At 47.2% G+C, this 14,329-nt stretch carries 10 protein-coding genes and 1 riboswitch; of the genes, 3 read left to right on the forward strand and 7 right to left on the reverse strand.

Annotated elements, in window-relative coordinates; all coding sequences use genetic code 11:
* Position 1: 1 nt before the first annotated feature.
* The 6 genes from D9Y29_RS06050 to D9Y29_RS06075 form a co-directional block, all read right to left on the reverse strand.
* Positions 2-1,432, reverse strand: coding sequence for a sugar transferase (locus D9Y29_RS06050; protein ID WP_164735284.1), 1,431 nt, complete (start codon positions 1,430-1,432; stop codon positions 2-4).
* Positions 1,425-2,399: a Gfo/Idh/MocA family protein gene (locus D9Y29_RS06055; protein WP_127126064.1), complete on the reverse strand. Its 975-nt coding sequence runs from the start codon at positions 2,397-2,399 to the stop codon at positions 1,425-1,427. Before D9Y29_RS06055 ends, D9Y29_RS06050 begins: the two co-directional genes overlap by 8 nt.
* Positions 2,400-2,503: 104 nt before the next feature.
* Positions 2,504-3,286 carry a murein L,D-transpeptidase catalytic domain family protein gene (locus tag D9Y29_RS06060; RefSeq protein ID WP_127126066.1) on the reverse strand — a complete coding sequence of 261 codons (783 nt, stop codon included), beginning with the start codon at positions 3,284-3,286 and terminating at the stop codon, positions 2,504-2,506.
* Positions 3,287-3,540: 254 nt separating this feature from the next.
* Positions 3,541-4,251 carry a LytR/AlgR family response regulator transcription factor gene (locus D9Y29_RS06065; protein WP_127126068.1) on the reverse strand — a complete coding sequence of 237 codons (711 nt, stop codon included), beginning with the start codon at positions 4,249-4,251 and terminating at the stop codon, positions 3,541-3,543.
* On the reverse strand, positions 4,241-5,671 hold the full coding sequence (locus D9Y29_RS06070) for a sensor histidine kinase (RefSeq protein WP_127126070.1): 1,431 nt from the start codon (positions 5,669-5,671) through the stop codon (positions 4,241-4,243). Before D9Y29_RS06070 ends, D9Y29_RS06065 begins: the two co-directional genes overlap by 11 nt.
* 96 nt (positions 5,672-5,767) lie before the next feature.
* The gene (locus tag D9Y29_RS06075) at positions 5,768-6,805 is read right to left on the reverse strand and encodes a Kelch repeat-containing protein (RefSeq protein WP_127126072.1); all 1,038 of its coding nucleotides are present in this window, start codon (positions 6,803-6,805) and stop codon (positions 5,768-5,770) included.
* Positions 6,806-7,447: 642 nt separating this feature from the next.
* Here D9Y29_RS06075 and D9Y29_RS06080 point away from each other — a divergent pair.
* Together D9Y29_RS06080 and bamG are read left to right on the forward strand one after the other, a co-directional pair.
* Entirely contained in the window at positions 7,448-8,683 is a 1,236-nt protein-coding gene (locus D9Y29_RS06080; RefSeq protein WP_164735285.1) for a DUF4270 family protein, read from the forward strand.
* 7 nt (positions 8,684-8,690) lie between these two features.
* Positions 8,691-9,941, forward strand: a complete 1,251-nt coding sequence (gene bamG, locus D9Y29_RS06085; protein ID WP_127126076.1) for a BamG family beta-barrel-assembly machinery protein — start codon at positions 8,691-8,693, stop codon at positions 9,939-9,941.
* 146 nt (positions 9,942-10,087) lie between these two features.
* Here the strand turns inward: bamG and ppsA are convergent, their stop codons facing one another.
* A complete protein-coding gene (gene ppsA / locus D9Y29_RS06090) occupies positions 10,088-12,523 on the reverse strand; it encodes a phosphoenolpyruvate synthase (protein ID WP_127126078.1) in 2,436 nt (811 codons plus the stop codon).
* A 530-nt stretch (positions 12,524-13,053) separates the two neighbouring features.
* Positions 13,054-13,214: riboswitch (cobalamin riboswitch) on the forward strand.
* 131 nt (positions 13,215-13,345) lie between these two features.
* Between ppsA and D9Y29_RS06095 the strand changes: the two genes are divergently transcribed.
* The gene (locus D9Y29_RS06095; protein WP_127126080.1) at positions 13,346-14,320 is read left to right on the forward strand and encodes a ribonucleoside-diphosphate reductase small subunit; all 975 of its coding nucleotides are present in this window, start codon (positions 13,346-13,348) and stop codon (positions 14,318-14,320) included.
* Positions 14,321-14,329: the final 9 nt, after the last annotated feature.

Consider the following 14,329-nt stretch of genomic DNA (forward strand, 5'->3'; position numbering starts at 1 on the left):
ATCACTTGCCCTTGCCGAGAAAGAGGATGCGCAGGGTATGGAGCATGATCTTCAGATCGATGGCCAGCGAAACATTTTCGATATAAATCAAATCATATTTCATTCTCGTTACCATCTCTTCCACTGAGCTGGCATATCCGAATTGCACCATTCCCCAGGAAGTGAGGCCCGGCTTCACTTTCAGCAGGTAATTATAATAGGGCGTTTCTTGCTGGATCTTGCGGATATAATACTCTCTTTCAGGTCTTGGTCCTACCAGGCTCATATCGCCTTTGAGGATATTCCATAGTTGTGGCAGTTCATCTACACGCCACTTGCGCATGATCCTGCCCCAGGAAGTGATCCTTGGATCATCGGTATCGGACAGTTGCGGTCCATTGGCTTCAGCATGATTGAACATGCTCCTGAATTTGAAAATATGGAATCTTCTCCCTCTGTACCCTACCCGTTCCTGTGAGTAGATAACCGGACCGGGCGATGAAAGTTTTACCCTGATGGCAACATAGGCCAGGAAGGGGCTCAATAGAATAAGCCCGGAAATCGCCACCACAACATCCACCACGCGTTTGATATTCTGTTGCCATTCCGGCATCAGGTCTGTGCGGATATCGGAGAGCAGGGCGCCGGTGATATTGCTGGTTCGAACACTGCCGGAAAGGATGTCGAGCGTATCGGGAACGATCTTCACTTCCACATCTTTTTCGCTCAGCACTTCCACAATATGATTGATCTGTTGTTTTTCGTTCTTGTCTACCGCAATCACAACCAGCTTGATACCGCGCTGATCTATCACCTCACTCATATCCTTATACGAACCAAACTGCGGCAGGTATTCCCGGATACCGTTGGGCTCCTGCCCTGCCGCCAGGAACCCTTTGTAGTGGAAGCCGGCATTGGCAAGGCCTTCGCGGGTTTCCTTAAAGATCCTGGTGGCAACGGAATTGCCGCCTACGAGCAGGGTATTGAAATGCACATTCCCGCGCAGGAGTTGTTGTCTTACCCGCGAAAGGATCACCAGACGGCCCACCCAGGTGAATAGTACCTGCACACCGATATAAGTGGCCAGCGCATTGTAGAAATAAGTATAGTGATGCTGGGGATCATTGATCACCAGGGCAAAAAAGATCAGCGTACAGCCAATGAGGGAACTGAGCACGGTCAATGCGAACTCGCTCAGCCTTGATTTCCTGTAGAGAGACTGGTACGCCCCCAGCAAACCCTGGAATACAACCCACCCAATGGGGATGATCATCAATCCCAACCAGAATCTGTCGTTCAGATAGATCTTGTTGTTGACGATGATATGCTCATTGAGAAAATACCTTCTGGCAAAGTAAAAAACGATCCACCCGAGTACGGCAGCAGTATAATCACTTAGCAGGTACCAGGCACTGTGGATTGGTTTTTCTGATCCATTAAAAGGTTTAGGCAACAATACTGTTGTTTTTAATTTTCTGAAGTATTTGATGCGCTACGTCCATTGCTCTGTAACCATCTACTTCAGACACACGTGTAGGTGTATTGCCCGCGATGGCATCGCGGAAAGATTCGAGCTCTTTTTTTATCGCATTAACTTCAGGTACTTGTGGGTTAATCACCGCGATGGTCCGTTTCCCGTGTGGTGTATCCAGCTCAAACGAGAAGGCATCCACATCCAGCGGGCTCTTGAGTTTGATCAGTTCGGATTTCTTGTTAAGGAAGTCAACACCAATATACGCATCTTTTTGGAACAAACGCATTTTACGCATCTTCTTCATAGAGATCCTGCTGGAAGTGAGGTTGGCAACACATCCGTTATTGAACTCGATCCTCACGTTGGCGATATCAGGTGTATCCGTCATAACGGCTACGCCGCTGGCGGAGATCATCTTTACTTCACTCTTCACGAGATTGAGGATAATATCGATGTCGTGGATCATCAGGTCAAGGATCACGCTCACTTCCGTGCCACGGGGATTGAATTCCGCCAGGCGATGCACTTCAATGAACATGGGCTGCAGATCGAGACCGGAGAGGGAGAGGAAAGCAGGGTTGAACCTTTCAACATGCCCCACCTGGAACTTGATATTGGACTCTTTCACCAGTTTCACCAGTTCACGCGCTTCATCCATGGTATTGGCCAGGGGCTTTTCCACAAATACATGCTTGCCTTTCCGGATAGCTTTTCTGCAGAGATCGAAATGGTAAGTGGTGGGTGCTACAATGTCTACGGCATCCACTGCATCCATCAGTAATTCAGGGTCCAGGAACCTGGGGATTTGATATTTTTCAGTTACTTGCTGTGCTGCATCATCTGAAGGGTCAAAAAAGCCTACCAGTTCTACATCCTTCATCTCCTTCCAGTTGTTCAGATGGAACTTACCCAGATGGCCTACGCCGAAAACGCCTACCTTTAGCATAATAAAAAATTAATTGTCAAAGATAAACGCTGTGGCCGTTTAGATAACGGTTTTTTATTACCACGCAGTATGCGGATGTGAATAACTCAGCACATTATGCCTGATCAACGCACCAACTTTGAACGGGAAATATAAGCGGATGTGGGATGGTAGATAAACAGCACTGTTCCATCTTTGATCTCGTCTATCAACGGACGGCTGATATCTGTCGGCACTGCCGGACAACCCTGGCTTCTTCCAATATAACCCCGGCTGTTGATCCATGAGTCCGATACATAATCGGCGCCATGCACCACAATGGCCCTGCGGAAAGCAGCATCATTGATACCTTTTTCCATCCCCTGTAATTTCAGGGAATAGCCATTACTGCCGCGATAGGTTTGACCGGTTACATAGAAACCCAAACTGCTGGCATTACTTCTGGGCTTGTTGGAGAATACATTTGCGGACTCTCTTCCGGAGCGGTTCCCATGGGCCACCAGGCTATGGAAAAGTACCTGATAATTATTGAGGTCGATCACAAACAGGCGTTTTTCGCTGCTTGGCTTGGAGAAATCTGCTATAGAGAGGATATTATCGCGGATGAGGCCGGTCTTCTTCAGTTTTTCCATTCCATTAAGCGCCATCTGGAAAACTGTTCGGCTCAGTCCCTGCTCTTCGAGATGCAGGCTATCATACACCGCCATTTTGGAAAGGGACCAGGCAATGGCATGGTACTCGATACTTCCAATGGGGCTCGGAGCAAAGAAAATCTTTTTAGATAAAGGGGTTGATGCAGTTCCATCTGTTGTGAAAGGTACGAATGACCAGTGTAATACAATCAGAACGCCCAACACTGTGGCCCTAACCAATGTGGCCAGCCTTAACTTCTTCCTTGGTTTTTGCATGGACTCATTCCATTTTTTAGGGTAAAAAATCATGCGTGCTACTTCCGCATATTTTTCTATCAACGGGATACCTGAAATAAAATTGCCCTGGGATTATACAGAGCAATGCTGGATTTTTACTATTTGGACCCTGGCAAATGTACGGTATCCTGAAAAAAAATGCATCCCTGTGGCATTTTAAATGCAGGCCGGATCAGGTTTTTAACATATCAATACAAAAACCAATTCGTAGAAAAATGGAAACCCGCCAGTTCTTATAAATTTTCCCCGATCAAAGTATATAAAATATTGCGGTAATGCTCACTGCAGGGGAGTTCTGTTTCTCCGAGAAATACAGTTTTCCGGCTGACCGTATCCAGTTTACGGAGGGAAACAATATAGGAGCGGTGGATGCGGATAAAGCCGGTGGAAGGCAAACGGCTTTCGAAGTACTTCAGGCTTTGTAAAGTTACGATGGGCTTTCTGCTACCGGAAAGATGGATACGCGTGTAATCTTTCAGGCCTTCGAGATAGATAATGTCCTCGTAAAAGATCTTCTGGATCTTGTGGGAGGTTTTGATAAAAATGAAATCTTCATTGGAGTTCAACTGCCGGTTGTTCTTGCGGAAGCTGATATATTCATATGCCTTGCTCACTGCGCCTACCAACCTGTCGAACGGTACAGGTTTCAGCAGGTAATCGATAGCATCCAGTTCAAATCCTTCCACTGCAAATTCATTGTAGGCCGTAACGAAGATCACTGACGGTTTCCTTGGAAGTGTTTTGAGGAACTGGATCCCGGAAAGATCAGGCATCCTGATGTCCAGGAAAATGAGATCGATCTCTTCCTTGTCGAAATACGGCCTTGCTGCCATGGGCCCCTCACACCTGGCCACCAGCCTGAGATAGGGGATCTTCTGAATAAAGTCTTCCATCAGGTCCAGCGCCCAGGGTTCATCATCGATGATGAGGCAATTAATTTTCATGGTCCAATTCGATTTTGAGGTTAACAATGTAGAGGGATTTATTGTCTACCACATCCAGCAGGTATCTGCCGGGATATAAAACATCCAGCCTTCTTTTTGCATTGATCAGTCCCACCCCTTCATACCCCGTCTGGCGCGAAGAGGTGATGGCATTGGAAACTGTGAGCAGCAGGCTATTGCCGATCACATCTATGTTGATCCTGATCTCGGAAGGAATGGTATAACTCACGCCATGTTTAAATGCATTTTCGATATAAGTGATAAGGAGCAATGGTGCAATCAACAGGTTATCAGTATGGCCGGTAACATTATACCTGACTGTAACGTTTTTGGATAATCGAAGTTTTTGGAGATCGATATAGTTGCTGATATATTCAAGATCTTTCCTGAGTGTGATCTTTTCGGTACTGGTATCATACAGCACATAACGCATGATCTGGCTGAACTTCAGGATGGAGTATTCTGTTTGTTCCGATTTTAGATGCGCCTGTGAATAGATGCTGTTGAGGGTATTGAAAAGGAAATGCGGATTGATCTGCAGTTTAAGAAAACTGAGCTCGGCATTCAGTCTTTCCGTTTCCAGTACTTTCTTCTGTTTTTCACTGATGAGCAGTGAATTGGCCAGCTTGATGAATCCGCTGATCAGCAGAATGATGACGGCTGAAGTAAGTGTGTCCATCAGCAACATGGGCAAAGCCATCAGTGGAATTTCCGATCCAAACAGTTTCATCACAGGCATATCGCCGGCAATGGCCAGTGTTCGCCCCATTGGCATGGCGGGGATTCCCAGAGAAAAACTGCGTTCAACAAAGCGTTCACGGCTTTGATCACCTGCAGGAACAGTGCGCGTGGTCAGCACTACCACAGTATCTTTCTCCTGGTCGGTGGATTTCCTGTATTCTATATTTTCCACGAAGCTTCCATCAGGCCCTACTCTTCTGATCACAGTGGTATCCCTGTTCACTGTAACAGAGCCTACCATTGGCGCCAGTTGCATTTTACCAACGGGGGAAAGACGATGAAAGAAACGATTGGGCCCTGTTCTGATCACCATTCCAGCCTGTTTCCGGAACTTGTATTGAATGAAAGATTCCACCACCAGTTGCTGCAGGCAGATCACGAGCAAGCAACCGAGTATGGTAAGGAAATATTTTCCATATTGTTTTTTCTGAAAGAATCTTGGAATGAGAAAATAATAATGAAAATAGAAAAGAAGAATAAGGAACACTTTGTTGATCACTTCCCTGTACAGGAAAAAAGTATCGAGGATCTCGATGCGGTAGATCAGCAAAGGCAGCGTGAGGAAAAGCCCCCATCCCAGGATATGCAAAGAAATGATAAGCAGACGATGCACCACCGTTTTAGCGGGTTTGAATCCTAACACGTAGGCAAAAACATCCAGCGCACTGTCTTTTCTCATTGTTTAATTGAGCCGCCAAATTAGCGAGGCGCTGCATGCAAAACATTGCAGCGCCTCGCAAACCGGCTATTTTATCTTAACTATAACAATTACGGTTTAATAGTTGTCGTTGTCGTCCTGTTCATCAAATGGTTTTAACTCGAACATATTGTCGAAGATCTCGGAGCCGCTGCGGCCGGTGAGCAGAAAACCCCTGTCTTTCAGTGTGAAGCCTACAGCACCTTCGCGGGCAGTTCCTTCGAAGGATGTTTTCTTTGTCCAGAGATCATTGGTGGCATCATACTCCCAGGTATCAGAGATCAGTGATCCGGCGCGGCCTGTAGCCAGGTACACTTTTGTTCCCATGGTGAAAGCTACTGCTCCGTAACGGGCAATATTGGCATAATCATCGTCATAACTTTCGTCACTTACATTAGTGAGCTTGCGGAGATCAGTCCAGGCGCCCTGTCCGCTGTTGCCGGTTGGATCAAACGATTGCAAATCATTCAATGCTTCGCCATTATTGTTACCACTGCATACATAGGCTTTGCCATTTATGACAAAAGCCACGGCCTGTGAACGTTTTCGTCCGCGAATACTGGCTTTTTCCGTCCAGCTTTTATCAGAAGGATTGAACTCCCAGCAATCAGACATGGCGCTGGTATTGTATCCGGTAGCGATATAACCTTTATCATTAACCGTAAATGCCACTGCATTGCGACGGGGATCCCCGGGGAAGGGATCGAGCTCTGTCCATTTGTCGAGCGCCGGATCATATTCCCAGAAATCATTCAGCATTTTATTGGCGGGGCCATTGAATCCGCAGGCTATATAGGCTTTACCCCCAACAGCAAAAGCCACAGCACCACGGCGCATCTCGCCGGGAAAGTCGGCCACTGGTTCCCAGTAGCCGAAGTCGAGGTCCAGTCTGTAAAACTTATTGCTGTACTGGGCATTCGTTGCAAAAAGCCCTGTTCCCACATACGCTTTGTTGCCTATCACAAATGAAACCGCTTCACTCCTGGGATCACCCCTGAAATCTTCGCTGCGCACCCAGTTACCGACCAGGTCGGAATCATCGTCGGAGCTGTTTTTGGAGCAGGCAGATAGCATGAACAGAGAAGAAAGAATGATCAGGAAAACCGGATGTTTCATTTGAATAAATTTTGCACAAAGTATCTGGGTGGGGCGCAAACAATATGATAAAATAGATGGAGGGTGGAATGAAATCGACTAAAAGGGTGATTTTGTCTTTTATGGGCGGGCAAAGAAGGGGTGGGTTTGTGCGGGCTGTGAAACAAACCAACGCTTTTTTTTATTTATTGGGCGGTGGTTGGTGGGATGGGCGGTGGTGCTGAGATATGCTGTGGAGCTTTTGTTTCGAAGGCCCGCACAAACCCACCCACTTCTTTGCATGGCACTCTGAAAAGGCGAAAGAAAAATCACCCTTTTAGTCGATTTCATTCTTGAGAGGGGGAAGAGGGAACGGGTGCGACAGTAAGAGTAAATGATCATTTTTTTTTGAGCAGGTGGTTAATTAGTGAGGGTTGGGAATGAGGCAGGAGATAGTGGCCGGGTGTGAATTCGGAGATAGAAAATGGAATTCTGCCGATTTAATTGCGGGGCTGATATATAATAACAAAATGCACCAAATGGTGGCGGATATATTGCGCACAAATGAACAACCCAGGAATGATCACGCATATTTACACCCCTCGCAATATTTGTTGGCTCATTGTTTTTTGCGGGTTGGGTATTGTGGCTTGCCAGAAAAAAGAAATACAGTTCGGGACCGGAATGCAGGATAGTTTTACGAGGCTCATTACAGTGGATACTTTTACACCTTTTCTTTCTACGGTTGTGCTGGACTCATTCCCCACTTCGGGGACCACTGTGCTTTTCGTAGGCAGAACGGAAGATCCGATCATGGGGCCAACCATCGCCCAAACCTTCTTCCAGCTTGGATTACCAGCCGCTGCACAAAATGCGGAAATTCCGGACGATGCAGTGTATGATTCGCTGGTGCTGGTACTGAAACCAAATAATTCATGGTATGGCGATACTTCAAAACCAATTTCTTTCACTGCGTTTGAAATGTCGGAACAGGCGGACTATACCTATTCAAACAGGATCTGGAATACCAGCAGCTTTGGCTGGTTGCCTCCTGCCCTTTCCACAGTGAACCGGACGATCAGCCCGGCCAGGGATTCGCTGGAATTGAAGATCAGGGATGATAAAGGATCGGAAATGTTCCAGAAAATACGGGATAAAGATGCTGCTTTTCAGGACGTGGATTCCTGGCTCAACTATTTCAAGGGCATCACCATCAAAAGCAATGCAGGTGATAACGGCGCCGTGTATTCGTTCAAAACAGACAGCGCTACGGTGATGCGCATGCACTATCATACCACCTGGCCGTATTTCGAAAAACATACTATCGACTTCTACCTCACCCGCAATGAATACCAGTTCAACCAGATCCTCATCAACAGGACCGGCACCCCGCTGGAAAAAAAGAACGACGGACAGGAAGAATATTTTCCTGATGAAACACATCCTTTTGCATTTTCACAAACAGGCACAGGCGTAATGCTCAAAGTGAAATTCCCCAGCCTGCAGGACATCAAGACCCTCGGCAAGACCATTAAATTACTGCAGGCAATCCTGGTGCTGAAACCTATAGAAGGAAGTTTCGAACAGTACACTTTTCCACTTTGCTCCAGCCTTAACATGGCGCAGACAAATGCCACCAATATCATCGGAGACCAGATGACTGATGTAACGGGGCAGAACACACTATCTGCTACTCCTTACATCGATGAGGCATACAGAATGAATACCAATTACAGTTTTGATATCACACATTATATCTCCTACCTGCTCTCATTGAACAACAGTGCGGAAATGGGCATGTTTGCGCTGGAAGAAAGTCCAGGTTCCGCCACCCGCCTCAACCGGGCAGTGATCGGTAACAGGCAGAACCAACAGTATACCTCCCAACTCAAACTCACGCTTTTGACCACTACTGAATAAACTGATTATGCAATACAGAATTATTGTACTAACTATATTTTCTTTAATTGTTGTTGCTTCACAGGCGCAAAGCATCAACTCCCCCTACTCCACTTATGGCATCGGGGATATCGAGCACAGGTATTACGATAAAACAGCGGGCATTGCCAATGCAGGTACAGCCCTCATGAGCAACCCATTCCACCTGCTTAACAAGAACCCGGCTTCCATTGCCGGACTGGAAAGAAGCGTATTACTGGGCAATGCCACTTTTGTTGGTAAAACTGTTAGCTATGCTGGTAATTCCATCACCAGCGATAATAATACAGGCCGCGATATCTTCATCAAGAATTTTTCGGTGGCTATCAAACTGAATAAATTCTGGACCTCAGGCGTCAGTCTTATGCCCTACAGCTACGTGAATTATTCCTATCGTTCCAAACTCAATATCGAAGGCTCAACAGAAACCTATGATGCATTGTATGAAGGAGACGGCGGCGTTTACAGCGTCAGCTGGAACAATGCTATCAATGCAGGCAAGCATCTGGCGCTGGGAGTTCGTACATCACTGCTCACCGGATCTGTGAACCAGACAGAATCTTTACAAACTGCCTATGCAGAGGACCCCATCGAAACCAAAAGAAAGGATTATTACAACAAATTCAGATTCGAATACGGCGCTATTTACTCCGGCAAACTGGGTAAGAGCTGGCAGTATGCACTGGGTGGAAAATTCTCGGCCAAAACAGATCTTGACAGGGAAAAAAGTGTAAAAATAGAACAAGGTAATACTGTCATTCGCAACGAGGAAGTGATTGCCAAAGATCATTTCACATTGCCCATGACTTTCGATCTGGGACTGGCGCTTACCAGTAAAGGCCGGACCACTTATACCGTGGATTATACCTACCAGGACTGGGCGGCTAACCGTGTACGTGGTTCCAACTGGAGCACCATCAATTCCTACAGGATCGCTGCAGGCGTGCAGATGTCCAACATAGTGGAACAATGGAATATGAAATTCGAGAAAAGTTATATGCAGGTTGGCGGATATTTCAACAGGAGCTATCTGCGCGTGAACAATACGCCAATCGATGAAGTGGGCGCCACCATAGGATATGGCGGATACCTGAGTGGCAAGATGAGTTATGGACTGGCGCTGGAAGCGGGCCGCAGGGGCACCGTTGCCAATAACCTGATCAAAGAAACGTTTGTGCAACTGAGCTTCCGTTTTTCTTTCCGGGAATTCCTGTACAGTAAAGGAAGAAAGTATGATTAGAGCAGGGTGTTGCCAGTCGCTCGCCTCCGGCGAACACCGCGTCGCCGGAGGCGACTAAATACAAGTCAGACTGGCAACACGCTGATGAAAAAGTAAAAACCCCATAGCCATTGCTACGGGGTTTTGTACATTATTGTATGATTCGCTTATTGCGCAACCACTGCTTTCGCTTCGATGGCGCTGATAGCTTTGATGGTTTTGATCACGGAGTCCGGCGTAACGGAGATACTATCGATCCCCCTTTCCACCAGGAACTGTGCAAAATCAGGGAAGTCTGAAGGTCCCTGTCCGCAGATGCCCACTTTCACTTTACATTCTTTGGCGGTGTCTATGAGCATGCTGATCATTCTTTTTACAGCATCATTGCGTTCATCGTAGAGATGCGCCACGAGGGCGGAATCGCGGTCAAGGCCCAGCGTGAGTTGGGTGAGGTCATTGGAGCCGATGGAGAAACCATCGATATGCTGCGCAAATTCCCTCGCCATAAGGATATTGGAAGGAAGCTCTGCCATGAGGTAGATTTCCAGTCCATCCTTACCCTGCACCAGTCCGAATTCTTTCATCGTTTCCTTCACTTTCAGCAGTTCCGAAACCGTTCTGCAGAATGGGATCATCACTACCACATTCGAGAGGCCCATTTCCTCGCGAACGCGCTGAATGGCTTTACATTCCAGTCCGAATGCGGGTTTGTAGCTCTCGGAGTAGTAGCGGGAAGCGCCGCGCCATCCGATCATCGGGTTCTCCTCATGTGGTTCGAAATGTTTACCGCCGAGCAGGTTGAAGTACTCATTGCTCTTGAAATCGGAGAACCGAACGATCACTTTATTGGGATAGAAGGCCGAAGCGATCTTGGCGATACCATAGGAAAGTTTCCTGATGAAGAACTCCTCTTCGTTGGCGTATCCTTTGGTGAGTTTTTCGATGGTGCGTGTGAGCTCGGGATCATTCAGCTCTTTGTGCTGCAACAATGCCAGCGGGTGAACGCCGATATAATTGTTGATGATGAACTCTTCGCGCGCCAGTCCTACGCCACGGTTCGGAATATGCGAAAAACGGAATGCAAGTGCTGGTGAAGCCACGTTCAGCATGAGGGCAGTATCCGTTTGCGGAAGATCGTCGAGAGAAGTTTCGTTGATCTCGTAATCGAGTTTTCCGTCGTACACCAACCCTTCATCGCCTTCGGCGCAGGAGACAGTGATGGCCTGCCCTTCCTGGAGGATATCGGTGGCATTGCCGCAACCAACGATGGCCGGAACGCCCATCTCACGTGCAACAATAGCCGCATGACAGGTTCTTCCACCTTTATTGGTAACAATGGCCGATGCTTTCTTCATGATCGGTTCCCAGTCGGGGTCCGTCATATCAGTTACCAGAACATCGCCTTCCTTAAATTCATGACCTTCTTCCACACGCTTGTCGAGTGAGAACATGATGCTGACCTTGCCGGAGCCGATCTTATCGCCAACGGCAATTCCTTTTACGATGGGTTTGGCATTTTCAGGTTTGTTCTTCATCACATATTCTGTGATGGTATTGTGTTGTTTGCGCGAGTGAATGGTTTCCGGGCGGGCCTGCACAATGAAGAGTTCCTGTGAAAGTCCGTCCAGCGCCCATTCCACGTCCATAGGGCACCAGTGGTTCTTGATCTTGCTGTAGTACTGCTCGATGATGGCCACCCATCCGGCGAGCTTCAGGATATTTTCATCGGAAAGACAAAAACGGTACTGGGCAGAACGTTCCGTAGGGATGATACGTACACGCTCATCAGGATCATCGCCGTATACCATCTTCTGGTCCTTTACGCCGAGCTTTTTCTCGATGATGGATTTGTATCCTTTTTCCAGCGTGGGTTTGAACACGATGAATTCATCGGGGGATACACTTCCCTGAACTACCATCTCACCAAGTCCGTAGGAACCGTTGATCACGATCACATCTTTGAAACCGCTTTCGGTATCGAGCGAAAAAGCAACGCCGGAGCTTCCAAGGTCTGAACGGACCATTTTCTGCACGCAAACGGAAAGGCCCACGGAGAAGTGATCGTACTTGAAAGTTTCGCGATAGCTGATAGCGCGGTCTGTAAAGAGTGATGCAAAGCAGTTACGAACTGCATCGATGAGCGCGGCTGGTCCGCGTACGTTGAGATAAGTTTCCTGCTGACCAGCGAAAGAAGCATCTGGCAGGTCTTCCGCAGTAGCAGAGGAACGCACAGCCACATCTGTACCCTGCTGATCATACTTTGCAGAGAGTGTGTAATAAGCTTCGATAATCTGCTGCCCCAGTTCCGGAGGGAATTTGGAGTTTCGCACCAGGTTGCGGACCTGCAATCCTGCGCGGCGAAGCGATTCCACGTTGTTGTAATCGATCTCCTTCACCAGCGCCCGGATGGTGGAGTCGAGATTATTGAATTTGATAAACTCATTGTAGGCGTTCACTGTGATGACAAAACCTCCGGGAATGTTTACACCAAGATTGGTTAGGTTTTGTAGCATCTCGCCCAGGGAAGCATTCTTGCCACCGACCAGGTCGATGTCATGAATACCTACTTCATGAAGTAAGAGAATACTGCTGGTTGTTTTCATCTGAAAAAAATGGTTGTCTGATGACAGGATCTGTTTGGCAATTCAAAAGTAGGTAACGATCGTTAGTCTTACGGCGGAACTTATCAATATTTTTTTGAATGCGTCCGCAAGACACGTAACAACCGGTTGCGAAATGCCAAAAACAAGGTAGAGCTGGAATTTCCGCAAACCAGCCGGGATGAGCAATGAAAAGGTTTGTAATCGCTATAAACACGTACGCAGATATCGTATATTGATAACCGTTATATCAACTTCTGTTCAACAAATTTTCCAATTTTATCAAACAATCAAATTTCCTGCAGCTCATTAAGGGTTTCCATTTATCATTTTATGTCCGTCATTTCAATCCCAACGGGCATTCCCGGCTATCATCCTCCCCAAACCCGTTATACTTCTGCAACTAGCAAACCCTTGCCGGACGTAAGCCGTATCATTCCTGCACTTTCAAATCATCCCCATTAATTATACACACCCTGTGATTAAGTTAAATTGGAAAACGCTCCACCGGATACTACGTTTGCAGTCAGCTCTTGTACGCAATTTGTACCGGTTCCCGGACCTGCTCGCAGCCTCCGGGAGATTTCAGGGGAACCATGTGTAACTCATGGACTGTTGCGCAACTGTAAGTTCACCGCCCTCAAAAAGCGGACTACAAACAAGTCAGAATACCTGCCGGTATAACCTGTGCTGAATCCTTCGCATAAAAGGTAAATGCATAACTATGATAGATGCCTGTACTTTATTCCAGGAATGAAGTAGTGGGCATATTATCGCTGTCACTTACCCTCCTGCGAAATTAAATGTGAATTAAAAAGCGATAGTATGCAACACGAAAACGAAATTCTTTTACAGGAGAACAAAGACAGATTTGTGATCCTTCCCATCAACTATCCCAAAGTCTGGGAAATGTACAAGAAGCATGAAGCCAGTTTCTGGACGGCTGAGGAGATCGATCTGAGTGGAGACCTGAAAGACTGGGCTGGCCTGAACGACGGAGAGCGTCATTTCATCTCCCATGTATTGGCATTCTTCGCAGCCAGTGATGGCATCGTGAACGAAAACCTGGCCGTCAACTTCATGTCTGAAGTGCAACTGCCCGAAGCACGCTGCTTCTATGGCTTCCAGATCATGATGGAAAATATCCACTCTGAAACCTATGCCCTTCTGATCGATACATATGTGAAAGATCCACAGGAAAAACACCATCTCTTCCATGCCATCGATACAGTACCCGCCGTGAAAAAGAAAGCCGAATGGGCGCTCCGCTGGATCGAGAACGGCTCCTTTGCGGAAAGACTGGTAGCATTCGCCGCCGTAGAAGGCATCTTCTTCTCCGGCTCCTTCTGCTCCATTTTCTGGATGAAGAAACGCGGCCTCATGCCGGGCCTCACTTTCTCCAATGAACTGATCAGTCGCGATGAAGGTCTTCACTGCGAGTTCGCCTGCCTTCTTTACAGTATGCTCAGCAACCAGCTTCCCAAAGAACAGGTGTACAAGATCATCGGAGACGCTGTACGCATCGAAAAAGAGTTCATCACAGACGCGCTGCCCGTTGACCTCATCGGCATGAACGCCCGCCTCATGCAGCAATACATCGAATTTGTGGCAGACCGCTGGCTCATGGAACTGGGATGTGAAAAGATGTTCAACGCCAACAACCCATTCGACTTTATGGAAATGATCTCACTCGAAGGCAAAACCAACTTCTTCGAAAAACGTGTGGGTGATTACCAGAAAGCCGGTGTAATGGGAGGCAACAAAGAAAACAACTCCTTTTCCCTGGATGAAGATTTCTAAGCATTACCT

It is taken from the genome of Pseudoflavitalea rhizosphaerae (genome assembly GCF_003991355.1).
GTDB lineage: Bacteria > Bacteroidota > Bacteroidia > Chitinophagales > Chitinophagaceae > Pseudobacter > Pseudobacter rhizosphaerae.

Coding starts and splice junctions, on each gene's coding strand:
- D9Y29_RS06055 (WP_127126064.1), bottom strand. CDS start 2,399: ATGCTAAAGGTAGGCGTTTTCGGCGTAGGCCATCTGGGTAAGTTCCAT.
- D9Y29_RS06060 (WP_127126066.1), bottom strand. CDS start 3,286: ATGCAAAAACCAAGGAAGAAGTTAAGGCTGGCCACATTGGTTAGGGCC.
- D9Y29_RS06065 (WP_127126068.1), bottom strand. CDS start 4,251: ATGAAAATTAATTGCCTCATCATCGATGATGAACCCTGGGCGCTGGAC.
- D9Y29_RS06070 (WP_127126070.1), bottom strand. CDS start 5,671: ATGAGAAAAGACAGTGCGCTGGATGTTTTTGCCTACGTGTTAGGATTC.
- D9Y29_RS06075 (WP_127126072.1), bottom strand. CDS start 6,805: ATGAAACATCCGGTTTTCCTGATCATTCTTTCTTCTCTGTTCATGCTA.
- D9Y29_RS06080 (WP_164735285.1), top strand. CDS start 7,448: ATGCAGGATAGTTTTACGAGGCTCATTACAGTGGATACTTTTACACCT.
- bamG (WP_127126076.1), top strand. CDS start 8,691: ATGCAATACAGAATTATTGTACTAACTATATTTTCTTTAATTGTTGTT.
- ppsA (WP_127126078.1), bottom strand. CDS start 12,523: ATGAAAACAACCAGCAGTATTCTCTTACTTCATGAAGTAGGTATTCAT.
- D9Y29_RS06095 (WP_127126080.1), top strand. CDS start 13,346: ATGCAACACGAAAACGAAATTCTTTTACAGGAGAACAAAGACAGATTT.